Consider the following 14327-nt stretch of genomic DNA (forward strand, 5'->3'; position numbering starts at 1 on the left):
GGTATCGCCTGCACCCAACCGTTCACCGTTTTGGCATACCCCTGCATAATCATTTCCATGGCGTGATTTTCAAGCAGGTCCACAGCCAGCGCATAATCTTCGGCAGCCAGCGCGTGCGGGATGGCCTCGCTCACCATTCCCGCTTGGGCATACCAGCGGCCGGCGCGCTGATGCAGCTTAGCGGCTTTATCTTTCTGGAGATCATTTTGCAAGTCGCGCAACAAGTCGGCAAACAGATGATGATACCGATACCATTGCTGCTCGTCGTCCAGGGGGATCAGGAACAGGTTGCCGTTGAACAGCCGTTCCAACAAGGCCCGACCATCGGAACGGCCGGTGACCGCGTTACATAAATCACCGTTCAGCTTGTCCAGAATAGAGGTTTGCAGCAAAAATTGCTGGACCTCTTCCGGCTGCCGGTGGAGGACTTGTTCGGTGAGGTAGCTCAGAATAAAGCGGTGACTGCCGCTCAAGGCGGCGATGAAATCGGATGGATTGTCCCGGTCGCGGACAGACAGACCGGCCAGTTGTAAGCCAACGATCCAACCCTCGGTCTTGTCTTCTAAGGCGGCGACATCCGCCTGGGAAAGGGAAAGGCGCATCACCTCATTCAAAAAACGGTTTGCCTCACCGTCGGTAAAACGTAAATCCTTCGCCCGAATCTCGGTGAGCCGGTTGTTGGCCCGGAGTTGGGCCAGCGGCAAAGGGGGGTCCTCGCGGGTCAGCAGAACCAGGTATAGTGGCGGGGGCAGATTGGCAACCAATTGCTCCAAAACTTGCAGAATGAAACGATCCTGGATCACGTGAAAATCATCCAGAACCAGCAAAAAGCGGCCCGCCAATTTCAGAATATCGTTAATCAGGGTCGCGCTAATGATCTCGGCCGGAGGAAGTTGCCCGGAGCGCAATACGCTCTCGATATCCCGGCCCAGGTTCGCCTCTACCTGTTGCAAGGCCGCAATAAAATAGGCAAAGAAGCGTCCAGGGTCGTCATCCGCAGCATCCAGGGACAACCATGCTATTGGCCAGTTGGGCAATGTGTTCAGCCATTCGCTGATGCAGGTGGTTTTTCCAAATCCGGCCGGGGCCGATACGAGCGTGATCTGCCGGTTGAAGGCCAATCCTTCATGCAAGCGTTGGCTAAGATGTGGGCGTTGAACCCATTTGGCCGGAAGGACAGGCCGGTGCAATTTTGTGGCCAGTAAGTTAGATTTCGGCACATTTCCAGTTTCAAATGTTGCTCTCAAGAGGATACCCCCGTGCAAACCGTTGATAATTTACTCCATCCCATTTTAGCACAAAACAAGCGACGGATGAATTTTGAGCGCCTGAGCCTGTTGGCCCCTATTGGACCAATAAGCTGTACGTACCTGCTGGCCCTAACTTTGCCGGGTTTGTTCAACAAAAAACAGGCCACTATCAATCAGTGGTGGCCTGTTGTTCATTTCAAGCGTTGGTCGCAATTTTCTGTTGCTAATTGCGTATTCAGGATTGCGGGTTCACTTTTCCAACTCAAACCTTCCCCAAAGCCAACAACGTGACCTTTTCATCTTTAAGAATATTTAAGAAACCAGGCAACACTCAGGCGACGCAGCGATTTTTGGATGCATTTGCGGATAAGCTTGCTGGCTTGTTGACATTAACTCGGCCGCCGCCGCTGTATCCCAGGGCAGTGGCCCCTTAACTTGCCACTTCGTCACTCCGGTGTTGAATGGTTTGCACCGCGATTACTCGCAGAGAGGTAACTCTTCTCGCCGCGTCACGGCGCGCCGTAGCCGGCACAAACCGGAAAAACATTAAAGTTGTTCTCGTCTTCAAATCTGGGGTATAATGGATTGATTTTGATACTCAATCAGTAAAAAATTTGGATAATCACCTTACGCTACCAACTGTTAAAACAAATGCTAACACAAGTGACTCCAGGCCTGTTCGACAAAATAGGTTGGCGGCTTGGCCGCTGGCTCATCGTCGCTCTCGCGCCTCTGGTGTTGGGGGTATTCCGACCCCCTGAAATTTGGCAATTAATACGGCCGTTTTGGCCGCTGTTGCTGGCAGTTTTACTTGGCCCGGAGTTAGCCCGCTTGTGGCCCCCCACCCGTCCCCTGGTAACAATCATCAGTATCATTAGCGATGTGGTGCTGGCGGCTATGCTGACCCTGGGTTTGGATCAGATATTTGTTTTGTTATATGCCCCCTTAATCGTGGCATCCTGTTCTGTGGCTATTTGGCACGTCCCCCTATGGTTGAGTTTGATCGCCATTGGCCTGAATGTTATCATCTTTTTCCCCATCGTGACCAACCCTCAACCACTGCCCCTCATCGTCACTCGTAGCCTGGCCTTTATCCTCATTGGGGCCATAACCGGCGCCGTTGGACATCGTTTGGCGGGCGAAGTTACCCTCCGCACCGAACTGGAAAAAAAGGCTGAAACACGCTCCGACCGTTTTTTAATGCGCGCCCACGAAATCCGTACGCCCTTGACCCTGATCCAAACCTCAGTTGAACTGATTCTGGATGGAGCGCCCGGTCCCTTAACTGAGCAGCAGCGCACGTTTTTAGAAAACATAGACGAGAACAGCCGTTACATTGCCGCTCAAGCCGAAAATATGTTAACCCAGGGTAAGTTAGAGTCCGGGGTCTTTAAGCCCAGCTTTCACCCTACCGACATCCGTGATATTATCCGGTTGGTGGTAGCTGATATGCGTACCCTCGCTACCCGCCGCAAACAAGACATCCGAACCTACTATCCCCAGGTGCTCCCCACGGTGCATGCCGATCCGGTGCTTTTGCGGCAAACCATGATCAACCTGATTCAAAACGCTATCCGGCATACTTCGTCCCAAGGTCAAATCATTGTTTCAGTGGCCAAAAATGACCTGGGGTTGCTGGTTTCGGTAACAGATGACGGGGCAGGGATGTCTGTTGAACAGCGCCAACAACTCTTTCGCCGGTTTGCCACTGAAGGCAAGGGTACCGGATTGGGGCTATTGATTGTCAAACAGATTGCGGAATTACATGGCGGCAAAGTATACGTTGATACCAGCTTGGGCCAGGGCACAACATTTTTTATGAGTCTTCCTTTTGCGGGCCAGCCAACAGAGGAGTAACCGGATAATGAACGACAAACCCGTGGTACTTGTTGTAGACGATGAACCCCAAATGGTAGGCGTGATTAGTTATGCCTTACAGGTTGCTGGCTTCGAAGTTCTCACCGCCTACGATGGTCATCAAACCCTACAATATATCAGAGATCGCCACGTTGATATTATTGTTCTTGACGTAATGTTGCCCGACATAGATGGTTTTGAATTGTGCCGTCAAATCCGGCAAGACACCATGCTTCCCATCCTTATGCTCACCGCCAGGTCTGATCAGGCCGACGTGATTACCGGCCTGGAAGTAGGGGCCGACGATTACATCCCCAAACCTTTCAGCACCCGCGAACTGGTTTTGCGCGTGCAAACCATTCTCCGGCGGGCGCGTCAAACGCCCCTTACGCCCCCCGTGCAAAAAGGCCCGCTCAATATAGATTTTTTAAGCCACACCGTTACCCTCAATAACCGCCCGGTAGAGCTGACCGCCCTTGAATATCGTCTACTGGTTTACCTGATAAAAAATGAGAGACGGGTGTTAAGCGTGCAGGAACTGCTCAAAGAGGTCTGGGAGTTGGAAATCTGGGAAGGAGGGCCGGAAATGGTCAAAGTTGAGATTTATCGGCTGCGACAAAAAATAGAGCCAGACCCCAAAACACCCCGTTTTATTCGAACCATTCGCGGGGTAGGCTACCAATTCATCCCACCAGGCCCTTAAAGCCGCCGTGCTGTTACCAAACTGTTACCTAAATGTAACTTTTAGGAAACCATAGACATCCTTACCTGTGTTATACTCCTTGGCAGTATCAGCAATATATTTAATCTACTTAACCTAAGGAGGAATAACTATGAAATGTAATTACTTTTGGATAGCACTTTGGCTTATGGCCGGCTTGATTTTGGTCGCCTGCACCACGGCAGCCGCAGAATCTACTCCCTTACCTCCCACCCAGGCCCCAACCCAGGCCGCCGAGGCGTCCGCTGAACCAACAAATGCGCCAGAACCTGCGCCCACAGACGTGCCGGAATCTGAACCAACCGATGAACCTGCGCCTAAAATTAGCGGCCCGCTAACTGTTTTGTGCGGGATGCAAGAGGATCATTGCCAGGCAGCGGTTCAGGCTTTTGAGGCCAGCACCGGGATTGAAACCTCAATGGTCCGCATGTCGTCCGGTGAGGCGCTGGCTCGTCTCCGGGCGGAAAAGGATGATCCCTCGTTTGACGTGTGGTTTGGCGGCCCCAGTCTTGGCCCTGGCGCGGCGGCCCAAGAGGATCTTATTGAACCTTATCTTCCGGCCAATGCCGAGTTTATTGATGACGTTTTAAAAGACCCCACCGGTATCTGGACCGGCATCTACGTTGGCGCGCTTGGTTTTTGCTCTAATCAAGAACTGCTCAACGATCTTGGGGCTGAAGTGCCAACTTCCTGGCAAGACCTCCTTGACCCTATCTACCAGGATAATATTGCTATGGCCGACCAACGCACGTCAGGCACGGCTGTGACAGCCGGCGGCGCTTTGGTTGCTCTCAACGGCGGCGAAGATGGGGCTTTGGAGTATTTGCGCCAGCTCGACCAGAACATCTTTCAATACACCAAAAGCGGCTCATCGCCAGGCCGGATGACCGCCGCCGGTGAAGTGGCCGTTTCGGTTATTTTCTCCCACGATTGCGTTAAATTTGCCAAAGAAACCGGCGTTGATTTGGTCTCCTCTTTTCCCCAAGAAGGGACCGGCTACGAGATTGGCCAGGTTTCGCTCATTGCCGGAGCCAAGAATCCTGAAGCCGGAAAGACATTCATCGAGTGGGCCTTAACTCCTGCCGCCCAGGAATTAGGGGCAACCACAGATAATTTCCAGATTCCTACCAACCCGAACGCCCAAGTTCCCCCCGAAGCAGTCAAATTGGCTCAGGTTGTTCTGGCCCAAGGATTTAGCCCTGAACTGGTTGAAGAGTTGCGGGCTGGCGGTTTCCCGGAACGGTTCGCCGCAGAGGTTCGAGACGGTATGGCTGCGCCAGAAGACTAAAAGGCTGCCGAGTTGCTCTTTTTCCGCAGTACCGGCTTCTACAGAGATAAGCCTAACGCATAGTGAGGGGTCGTAGGGAACAAGGCTGATACTAATAACTACGGCCCCTGTTTTATCAGCAAGACCCATTCAACTACTATAGCTTTTTAGATAATGTTTTTTAGGCAAGCCGAAGGCAATGCTTTCGGCTTACCCGGTAAAAAATCAATATCTTTTTCTGAAAAACTATATCAATATCGCCATATACAAGGAGTACACGACAACATGATCCGCTCATTAGAGCAACGAATATATGAGTTCAGACGTCTTGGCCAGGATGGCTTTCTGGCTATCGGTTTGCTCATTTCAGTTCTCTTTCTCGTCGGCTTCGTCATCTACCCGCTATTCAAAATTTTATTAACCAGCGTATCGGCCAAGGCGCTGCCGCTATTTTCTCATCTGTTAACCCAAAACGAAACGCGACAGGTGATTCTAAACACCTTGTGGGTCGGCTTGAGCGTGGCTGCGCTGGGCACAGCGCTTGGTTTCCTGCTGGCCTACATTCAGGTAAGGGTCAAGGTGCCCTTCAAAAACCTGTTTCACCTGGCCGCAATCATCCCTATCATTTCCCCTCCGTTTGCTGTGGCTATGTCTACCATAACCCTGTTTGGCCGCAGTGGCTTGATTACCAAACAGTGGCTTGGCCTTCGTTACGACATTTACGGCGCCGACGGGCTAATCTTTGCCTTAACCATTTCTTTTATCCCTTTTGCTTACCTCAGCCTGCTGGGTATGCTGCGCGCGCTAGACCCTTCGTTAGACGAAGCAGCCATCAATCTGGGCTCCAGTGGGGGGCGCACGTTCCGTACCATCACCCTGCCCCTGCTCCTGCCCGGTTTTGCCAGCGCCTTCCTGCTACTGTTTGTTTCCGCCATCGCCGACCTGGGCAATCCCTTGTTGTTGGGCGGCAGCATGACGGTGTTAGCGTCGCGGATCTATCTGGCCATCATCGGGGAGTACAATCTGGAAGCCGGGGCCGTTTTATCAACAATCCTCCTGGTCCCCTCGCTGGTGATTTTCTTTGTGCAGTATTATTGGATCAGCCGTCACTCTTTTATCACTGTCACCGGCAACCCCACCGGCCAGGTTCGTTTGATTACCAATCCCTGGGCAAGATGGCCCTTCTTCATCGGCGGGCTGTTATTCGCTGCGCTCATTTTCCTGGTCTATGGTTATATCCTGGTGGGGGCCTTTACCGAAGTATGGGGCATCAATTTCAACTTTACCCTGGATCACTTCCGCTTTGTGTTATTCGGCTATGGCGCAGAAGCATTTAAAGATACCATTTTACTCTCAGCTATTGCTACCCCGCTGGCCGCCCTGATGGGCCTCTTGATTGCTTTTCTTGTGGTCCGGCGTAAATTCATTGGACGGCCCCTGGTGGACCTGGCTTCTGTGCTGGGATTGGCCGTACCCGGAACCGTGGTTGGAATTGCCCTGATTCTGGCTTATAACAAACCTTTCCTTGGCGGCTTGATTCCTAAATTAACCGGCACTGCCTTCATCATCGTCATGGCTTACACGGTGCGCAGCATTTCCGCTTCTGTGCGGGCCGGCTCGGCTGCGCTCACCCAAATTCACAAGTCAATGGAAGAAGCCTCGTTTAGCCTGGGCGCCAGTTCGGCCACCACTTTTTATAAAGTGACCATCCCCCTGATCCGTCCGGCCGTTTTTGCCGGGTTGGTGTGGGCTTTTGCCCGTTCGATGACGTCTCTGTCTCCCATTATCTTTCTCGTTACGCCCGAGTGGCGCATTATGACCGCCCAAATTTTGAACGAGGCCGAAACAGGCCGGTTTGGCAACGCCGCGGCTTACAGTGTGGTGTTGATTGCCATCGTTTTGATAGCAATTGGCTTGTTACGTTTAACCGTTGGCTCAAATACAGGCGCAGAGCGACTGGTTGAGTCTTAAAAACTTTATGCAGACTAGAAGTGTAAGGACAAACAAACCTATGGAAACAAAAGATACCACCGTTAGTTTATTCAAACCTGTCGAGAAAAAATCCGAAACCATTGCCCTGCAATTAAAAAGTCTCACCAAAACATTTGTTACCAAGGATACTCCCCAAATTGCGGTGAACGACATTGATCTTAAAATTCGGCAGGGAGAATTCCTCACCCTATTAGGCCCGTCGGGGTGTGGCAAAACAACAACCCTCCGCCTGGTAGCCGGTTTTGAATTTCCAACCGCGGGCCAAGTTATCCTGGACGGCCAGGTGATCAACAATGTTCCCCCCAACAAACGACCTATGGCAATGGTCTTTCAGGGGTTTGCCCTGTTTCCCCATATGTCTGTCTTTGACAATATTGCCTATGGCCTGCGGGTGAAACGGTTGAGCAAAGACCTGATCAAAGAAAGAGTCGAAATTGCCATGAGCCTGATGAACCTGGTGGGTATGGAAAACCGGATGCCCCACCAAATGTCGGGCGGGCAACAACAGCGCGTAGCCCTGGCCAGAGCCTTGGTAATGCAGCCACGAGTGTTGCTGTTTGACGAGCCTCTGTCTAACCTGGACGCCAAACTACGGGTGCAAATGCGCACCGAAATCCGGCGGCTCCAAAAACGCCTGGGCATTACCAGCCTTTACGTCACCCACGATCAGTCCGAGGCAATGGGCTTGTCGGATCGTATTGTGGTGATGAATAACGGAAAAATTGAACAGGTTGCCACCCCTGCCGAAATCTACACCAAACCCGCGTCAGTGTTTGTGGCTGATTTTGTCGGACAGTCAAATTTTATTAAAAGTACGGTTCTGACAGATGCCGATGGCAAGCTGGGGTTGGATTTTTTTGGAAAATCCATCTCGCTTACATTCAATGGTCATTCTTTCATACGCGGTGAGGCCGTATATCTGGTCATCCGGCCGGAAGCAGTCCAACTACGCCGTAGCCAAGAAACTGAAGCCAGCTTAGAAGGGGAGATTAAACAAGCAGAATATCTAGGCTCTCATGTAGAATATGAAGTTGAGGTGCAGGGAGGATATTTTGTGTCGGTAACTAACTACAATCCGCGTTTTGAAGAATTGCGTCAAGAAGGAGATCGAGTTTTTCTTCACTTTCCCCCGGATGCTTTTCATGTGCTCCCACAATCCTGGTAAGGGTTAGAATTTGGGCAAACATTAAATTGCAAAAAACAAAAAACCCGGCGTTGGCCGGGTTTTTTTGCAGATTGATGACTCCTAAGCCGTTTCTTGTGGGGTTTCAGTTTTTTTCTCCGGCTTTGGGCTTGGTTTACTCTCCGCTTTTTTATCGGCAGAACTGTGGTTGACGCCATTTTTACTGCGGCTGTCATTAACGTAAAAACCGCTGCCCTTAAAAACAATTAAGGGAGCGGCCAGCAAACGCCGGGTATTTGAATGGCCGTTAGGACAATCAGCTTGAGGCTCGTCGCTAAAACTTTGACGTTTTTCAAAGTGGATACCACAGGTGAGACATTCATATTCATAAATAGGCATAACAACTTCCTCACAAACTCATTGCTTGGTTTTTACCGCGTTACATTATATACCAGTTTTATTAGAATTACGTTGGAAATATAAACTTTTTTCAGCAAAATGGCAAATAGGTTTTGTCTTCAGGGGATAGGCTTTGCCGCCCTTAGCCTGCATCTTGACTTTGCTGCGCAAGCAATATGCTTACTTTTTCCACCGTCTCGGCCATTATCTCAGCCAAATTCCCCTCTACCAAAGCTCCCGCGGCAGAGGGATGTCCACCGCCGTTGTAGGCAGCGGCAAGGTGATTAATGGCCACGCTGCCATCGCTGCGCAAACTAATTTTGACCCGGCCTTTAGTCCGTTCCACGCCAAAAACAACCACGCGCACGCCGCCAATTTCCTGGCCCAAACCGGCAAATCCATCCAACTCCGATATTTTTACCCCATAAGCCTTTAAGGTGGCCCTGTCTAAACCATAATAGGCTATCTGGCCATTGGCCGCAGTTTTGATAGAGTCTAGCACGTGTCCTTTCAAACGCACGCGCCCTAATGAATATTGCTCATAAACCTGGCGGTATATCTCTATAGGGTTGGCCCCGGCGGCCAACAACTCCGCCGTAATGCGGTGGGTGCGCGGGCTGGTTTTGGGAAAGCGGAAATTGCCGGTATCGGTGATGATAGCGGCGTAAAGTGATTGAGCCATATTTGCCGATAACGAACCGCCCATAGCCAGCAATAACTCATAGATCAATTCGGCCGTGGCGGCGGCCGTGGCGTCAACCACGGCCAGGTCTACAAAATCGGCAGGATCGGCATGGTGATCAATACAAATTTTTAGAGCCTTGCTCTGAGCCAAAGCCTCACCCACCCGGCCAACGCGCTCCCATCCACCCGAGGCATCCAATACCACAATCGAGTCGGCTTTTTTAATGAGCGTGGCGTGTTTGGTTTGAGAATATTTTTTGATCACCTTCTGGGGGTCAAGAAAACGGAAGGCCGTTGGCGTTGCATCACTGTTGAGAATAGCCACCTGTTTACCCAGGTGGCGCAAATGTTCCGCCAGCACTAATTCGGAGCCCAGCGCGTCACAATCCGGGTTAACGTGCGAGGTAATGATGAAATTGCGCTTATTTTGAATGGTCCAGATAATCTCTTGCCACAAGGTCATTATCATTAATTCCCAAAGATATTGACGGATTGTGCCCCAATCTCTAAAATGAAGCAATTCAGGGTTTTGTTTTTACCTTAAGGGTTAAGCGTGATGTCAAAAATCCAACAAGTTGATGTTTTTATTGTTGGGGCCGGCCCGGCCAGCATGTCTACCGCTTTGCACCTGATCCAGGCTGAGCCAACCTGGGCCGGGCGCGTGGTGGCCATAGACAAAGCCATTCATCCCCGCGAAAAATTGTGCGGGGGGGGAATCACCCGTTTGGGCGAGGATGTGTTAACCGGATTAGGGCTGGCGTTTGAACCGGCCCATGTGCCGGTACGCGAACTGCGCTTTGTTTATCAGGATTTAACGTTTGCGGTCCGCGACGACCCTGTGTTTCGGATTGTGCGCCGGGATGAGTTTGACCACTGGTTGGTCCGGCAGGCAGAAAAACGGGGGATCCAGTTGCGCCAGGGCGAGGCCGTCAAGGCCATTATCCCTCACCCTACTTATATTGAAGTTGTCACGGCGCAAACAACCTTTCACGCCAAAATCCTGGTGGGCGCGGACGGGTCGCGTAGTTTTGTGCGCCGGGCGCTCAAGTGGGATAACGGCAAACGCATGGCCCGCTTGCTGGAGGTATTGACGCCGGAAACGGCTGAAGAACAAGAAGAATTTCAAAAAGGCATCGCCACTTTTGACTTCAGCCGGATGAGGGCCGGCCTACAGGGCTATTATTGGGATTTTCCCAGTTTGGTCAAGGGCCAACCATTTATGAATCGTGGCGTGTTTGACAGCCGCGCCCGGCCAGAACGTCCCCCCGTATCGCTCAAACAAGAATTACGCCAGGCCCTGGCCGAACGAGAACGGAATTTGGCCGACTACCTTTTGCAGGGCCATCCCATTCACTGGTTTGACCCGTGCGGGCGCTTTGCCATGCCCCACGTTATTCTGGTGGGCGATGCTGCCGGCGCAGACCCCATGTTTGGCGAGGGCATTTCTTTTGCCCTGGCCTATGGTCAGGTGGCGGCAGAAGCCATTATTGATGCTTTTGCCCGCCAAGATTTTTCGTTTACCCATTATCACCGGCGCATCCTGGCCCATCCCATCCTGTCGCAATTACGGATGCGGGCCAACGTAGCCCGGCTGGCTTATTTGTTTAATTCGCCTCGCCTGGTTGGGTGGTTTTGGCGGTTGGTTCCGCTCATCGTTCGTTTGGTCGCCTGGTATAATCCCTATTACGTGCCGGTCAATGACCGCCGGTTGGTTAGGCTGAAGGATAGGCAGGACGGCAATCAGTAAGGCGGTTCTGCCGGCCCCGTATAGCCGCACATCCCCACTCGCGGCGAATTCACCAGCGGCATTGGCTCGCCGTAGTCATCGTGTGGATGCGTTTGAGCATGTTGGTCGCACAGCGTCCCCGGCTGGTCCAATTCGTACACGCACTCCAGGCATAACCAGGTGGCCGGTTTGCTGCACTCCATACACTCTACCTCCGGCTGAAAATTGCGGGCCATTAAGGTAATAGGATGTTTGGTGAGCGGTTTGCCCTGCCGCACGGCCACAGCTTTGACCAATGTTTCTGAAGAAGTGCCAAAATCGTAGATATGGGTCAACTCGATGCCCGGGTTGAAGACTCGCTCGATGGGCGTTTTCATTGAAATTTCCTTGCCGCTCCAACCGCCAAAAGAAAACCGGCTCAAATGGCCGCAACATTCTAACCAGATAGCCCGCAAATAACGATCCAATTCCTTTAACGTTGCCGAGCCGTTCATTTCTAAATGCAACCAGAAGTCGGGCAGATAGGCGTCTTGCACCTGCAAATGATAAAGGTTTTCGCTTTTGCCCGGCTTTTGGTTGGCGGTATCAATAGCGGCCTGGCGTTCTGCGCAGGTGGCCAGGTGCTTGCTCAAACCACCCTTGGCCATTTCTCGACCACAAAAAACGCATTGGCCGCGCGATTGTTTTCTCTGGGCCATAGATTTCCCTCCATGTTTAACAAATAATATGTCCAATTAAGTTGGAGATATAGTGCTCCAGAAAAGTTTTTGCCGCTGAAACAGGTAGCAAGGTAACAGAGTAGCAAACTTTTTATCTGCTACCTTGCTACCTGTTACCCTGTTTTTTGGGGAAGTAATTTTTCTGGACATCTATACTTACTCTATTATAGCCCAAGCAGGAATTTTCGAAAATCTCTAACAACGAGAGCAGCAAAATTTACGCTCGTGCGTTTTCCGTTGGCCAATGTCCATTGCCCAGAATCTCCAGCACCGTTGCCGCCACCTCTTTGGAATTCATAATGAAGGCGTGCGTGGCCGGCACTAAGATCACCTCGTAACCTTCGCCCAACCCAGTTTCTTGCGCCGATAGAATGGAGTCATTAACCGTTTCCGTACCAAAAATCGCTTGCTGAAGCAAACCGTCCACGCCCCTGGTCCCGGCAATGATGGTGGTGGGGACAGTGGGTAAAGGTAACGTGTCATAAAAGGCGTCATCGGCCAATTTGCGGCCGCAATCCCAGGTAATCCACCAATAAAGTGGATTGGGACGCATGATTTTGGCAATACGGGCCGGTTGGTTGGGTGGGGCCAGCATCACCAGGTGTTGCGGCGGGTGGCTGGCTAATTCCGGCAAAACGGCGCGAGCAATGATACCTCCTAACGAATGGCTGACAATGGCATAGGGCGCGTCGCCAATTTCGTCGCGGATGGTCCGGGCAAAACGCCGGGTGATGCTATCAAAGGTTTGTAAATAGGTAGCGTAGCCAAAATAGTGAACATTGTGCTGTTTTTGGCTCAACCGCCACCCCAAAATAGACATGGATAAGGGGGTGCGGCCTTGCCCATGAATGAGCATCACGTGCATGGTCAAATCTCCTGGCAAATGATTTGTCTTTGGTTACGTTTATCCTCGCCTGATCAAAATGGGAAAAAGTGCAGGCTCAAACAGCCTGCGCTTTTTCTCTGGCTTTAATTCTAATCAATTGAGCCAAGCACCAGCGCCCCAATAACGCCGGGAACCCACCCGACCAGGGTCAAGATGAGCACCACCAAAAACGCGCCGCAGCCCTTATCCAGAACAGCCAGGGGGGGAAGTAAGATGGCCAATAATAGTCTGCCACATCCCATTTTTATACCCTACTTTCCTTAGAAATTTGCTAACTAAATTACGTGTACATTCTTGATATTAATTACGAAAATAAGCTCAAAAAGTTTCAAGCAAACGGTAGGGGGAGGGCTTAAGAATAAAAAAGTTCACAAATCAACTCAGACGCTTCCAGATAAACTAATGGCTGGGCAGGCAACTATGGTTGCCTGCATCTGTGTTCATTTGTGAACTGGTCTCGGGAAAAACTAATTACCCTTTAAATACGCTGCCCGGTTGGGTCGGGTTTCCAGGATTGCAGCACTTTCATGTAGTTGGCCCGTTCAAAGGCAGCCGGTTCGGCCACATTCTTCTGGCTCATGCTGCCCTGCATCTGGGCAATCGAGTCGTACTCGTGCTCGTCCATCCAGGCTGCTATTTCAGTCAAAATTGTTTCAATCCGGCCGGCGCCGTTACGCAGTAGTTCCGACGCCAGCATAGCCACCTTGGCCCCGGCCATCATACACTTCAATACGCCGGTGTAAGTATGCACCCCACTGGTAATGGCAAAATCCACCGGCACCCGGCCATAGAGAATAGCCACCCAGCGCAGAGGCAGGCGTAATTCGTAACGGTTGCTCAATTCCAGGTGAGGGATGACTTCCAGGTTTTCCAGGTCAAAATCGGATTGGTAAAAACGATTGAAAAGCACCAGGGCATTGGCCTGGCCCTCGGTGGCCAGGCGATGGGCCATATTAGCCGTAGCGCTGAAAAAGGGGCTTAATTTAACCGCCACCGGAATGGAAACACTGCCTTTTACATCCTTGACAATGTCCACATACATTTGCTCAATTTCACTGCCGGGCCGGTTGATATTGGTGGGGATGTAATAAACATTCAATTCCAGCGCATCGGCCCCGGCCTGCTCAATTTTTTGGGCATACTCAATCCAACCGCCGGTAGAAACCCCGTTGAGGCTGCCAATAATGGGAATGTCCACGGCCTGTTTGGCCTGGCTGATTAGCTCCAGGTATCCATCCGGGCCAACTTTGTACGACTCGGCTTCGGGGAAATAGCTCAAAGCCTCGGCAAAGGTGTCGGTGCCATAACTCAAGAAATGGTCCAATTGTTCGCTCTCGCCCTTGATCTGCTCTTCAAAGAGAGAGTACATTACCACGGCGGCTGCGCCTGCATCCTCCATTTGGCGGATATTGTCAATCTTTTCAGACAACGGTGAGGCCGACGGTACAATGGGATTCTTTAAGGTCATGCCCATGTAGGTAGTGCTTAAGTCCATAGCTCAGTCTCCTTGGATGAGTAAGATGATTACAGGTCGCGCTTGTCGCATGATGTCCTGACTGACTGCCCAAAATTATCACGGTAAAAACGCGACCTGTAATGCTGATTAAAAGGTGAAACCTCAAAGGTTTTTGCCGACGAACGCCGGACAACCTTTGAGGTCTTAAGATCAACTATTTACCCGCCAACTGCTCGTACCGCGCCCA

14 protein-coding genes are annotated in these 14327 nt (G+C 51.4%); 7 read left to right on the plus strand and 7 right to left on the minus strand.

From position 1 onward, the window contains the following. A partial coding sequence (locus JW953_09870; protein MBN1992998.1) for a helix-turn-helix transcriptional regulator occupies positions 1–1220 on the minus strand: 1220 nt, incomplete at its 3' end. A gap of 39 nt (positions 1221–1259) precedes the next feature. On the opposite strand from JW953_09870, the gene JW953_09875 reads away from it, so the two are divergent. From JW953_09875 to JW953_09900, 6 genes are all read left to right on the plus strand, one after another. After that, positions 1260–1541 carry a hypothetical protein gene (locus JW953_09875; protein ID MBN1992999.1) on the plus strand — a complete coding sequence of 94 codons (282 nt, stop codon included), beginning with the start codon at positions 1260–1262 and terminating at the stop codon, positions 1539–1541. Positions 1542–1901: 360 nt separating this feature from the next. Further along, on the plus strand, positions 1902–3107 hold the full coding sequence (locus JW953_09880) for a HAMP domain-containing histidine kinase (protein ID MBN1993000.1): 1206 nt from the start codon (positions 1902–1904) through the stop codon (positions 3105–3107). A gap of 7 nt (positions 3108–3114) precedes the next feature. After that, on the plus strand, positions 3115–3810 hold the full coding sequence (locus JW953_09885) for a response regulator transcription factor (protein ID MBN1993001.1): 696 nt from the start codon (positions 3115–3117) through the stop codon (positions 3808–3810). Between the two features lie 130 nt (positions 3811–3940). Further along, positions 3941–5116: an extracellular solute-binding protein gene (locus tag JW953_09890; GenBank protein ID MBN1993002.1), complete on the plus strand. Its 1176-nt coding sequence runs from the start codon at positions 3941–3943 to the stop codon at positions 5114–5116. 264 nt (positions 5117–5380) lie between these two features. Then, positions 5381–7066, plus strand: coding sequence for an iron ABC transporter permease (locus JW953_09895; protein MBN1993003.1), 1686 nt, complete (start codon positions 5381–5383; stop codon positions 7064–7066). Positions 7067–7106: 40 nt separating this feature from the next. Next, positions 7107–8252: an ABC transporter ATP-binding protein gene (locus JW953_09900; GenBank protein MBN1993004.1), complete on the plus strand. Its 1146-nt coding sequence runs from the start codon at positions 7107–7109 to the stop codon at positions 8250–8252. A gap of 81 nt (positions 8253–8333) precedes the next feature. Here JW953_09900 and JW953_09905 read toward each other — a convergent pair whose 3' ends face one another. Both JW953_09905 and JW953_09910 read right to left on the minus strand, forming a co-directional pair. Then, entirely contained in the window at positions 8334–8609 is a 276-nt protein-coding gene (locus tag JW953_09905) for a zinc ribbon domain-containing protein (protein MBN1993005.1), read from the minus strand. A 142-nt stretch (positions 8610–8751) separates the two neighbouring features. Then, positions 8752–9756: a bifunctional oligoribonuclease/PAP phosphatase NrnA gene (locus JW953_09910; GenBank protein MBN1993006.1), complete on the minus strand. Its 1005-nt coding sequence runs from the start codon at positions 9754–9756 to the stop codon at positions 8752–8754. Between the two features lie 93 nt (positions 9757–9849). Between JW953_09910 and JW953_09915 the strand changes: the two genes are divergently transcribed. Further along, the gene (locus tag JW953_09915) at positions 9850–11040 is read left to right on the plus strand and encodes an FAD-dependent monooxygenase (GenBank protein ID MBN1993007.1); all 1191 of its coding nucleotides are present in this window, start codon (positions 9850–9852) and stop codon (positions 11038–11040) included. On the opposite strand, the gene JW953_09920 is transcribed toward JW953_09915, so the two are convergent. From JW953_09920 to JW953_09935, 4 genes are all read right to left on the minus strand, one after another. Continuing rightward, positions 11034–11717 carry a hypothetical protein gene (locus JW953_09920; GenBank protein ID MBN1993008.1) on the minus strand — a complete coding sequence of 228 codons (684 nt, stop codon included), beginning with the start codon at positions 11715–11717 and terminating at the stop codon, positions 11034–11036. The genes JW953_09915 and JW953_09920 overlap by 7 nt on opposite strands. A 238-nt stretch (positions 11718–11955) precedes the next feature. Next, positions 11956–12603: an alpha/beta hydrolase gene (locus JW953_09925; protein ID MBN1993009.1), complete on the minus strand. Its 648-nt coding sequence runs from the start codon at positions 12601–12603 to the stop codon at positions 11956–11958. A 110-nt stretch (positions 12604–12713) separates the two neighbouring features. After that, complete coding sequence (locus tag JW953_09930) at positions 12714–12866, minus strand: YqaE/Pmp3 family membrane protein (protein MBN1993010.1); 153 nt, start codon at positions 12864–12866, stop codon at positions 12714–12716. Positions 12867–13102: 236 nt separating this feature from the next. After that, complete coding sequence (locus JW953_09935; protein MBN1993011.1) at positions 13103–14119, minus strand: dihydroorotate dehydrogenase-like protein; 1017 nt, start codon at positions 14117–14119, stop codon at positions 13103–13105. Between the last annotated feature and the right edge of the window lie 208 nt (positions 14120–14327).

This window comes from Anaerolineae bacterium (genome assembly GCA_016931895.1).
GTDB lineage: Bacteria > Chloroflexota > Anaerolineae > 4572-78 > J111 > JAFGNV01.

Bases quoted from the DNA above. Each gene is read 5' to 3' on its own strand.
- JW953_09880 (MBN1993000.1), top strand. From the start codon at position 1,902: ATGCTAACACAAGTGACTCCAGGCCTGTTCGACAAAATAGGTTGGCGG.
- JW953_09885 (MBN1993001.1), top strand. From the start codon at position 3,115: ATGAACGACAAACCCGTGGTACTTGTTGTAGACGATGAACCCCAAATG.
- JW953_09890 (MBN1993002.1), top strand. From the start codon at position 3,941: ATGAAATGTAATTACTTTTGGATAGCACTTTGGCTTATGGCCGGCTTG.
- JW953_09895 (MBN1993003.1), top strand. From the start codon at position 5,381: ATGATCCGCTCATTAGAGCAACGAATATATGAGTTCAGACGTCTTGGC.
- JW953_09900 (MBN1993004.1), top strand. From the start codon at position 7,107: ATGGAAACAAAAGATACCACCGTTAGTTTATTCAAACCTGTCGAGAAA.
- JW953_09905 (MBN1993005.1), bottom strand. From the start codon at position 8,609: ATGCCTATTTATGAATATGAATGTCTCACCTGTGGTATCCACTTTGAA.
- JW953_09910 (MBN1993006.1), bottom strand. From the start codon at position 9,756: ATGACCTTGTGGCAAGAGATTATCTGGACCATTCAAAATAAGCGCAAT.
- JW953_09915 (MBN1993007.1), top strand. From the start codon at position 9,850: ATGTCAAAAATCCAACAAGTTGATGTTTTTATTGTTGGGGCCGGCCCG.
- JW953_09920 (MBN1993008.1), bottom strand. From the start codon at position 11,717: ATGGCCCAGAGAAAACAATCGCGCGGCCAATGCGTTTTTTGTGGTCGA.
- JW953_09925 (MBN1993009.1), bottom strand. From the start codon at position 12,603: ATGCACGTGATGCTCATTCATGGGCAAGGCCGCACCCCCTTATCCATG.
- JW953_09930 (MBN1993010.1), bottom strand. From the start codon at position 12,866: ATGGGATGTGGCAGACTATTATTGGCCATCTTACTTCCCCCCCTGGCT.
- JW953_09935 (MBN1993011.1), bottom strand. From the start codon at position 14,119: ATGGACTTAAGCACTACCTACATGGGCATGACCTTAAAGAATCCCATT.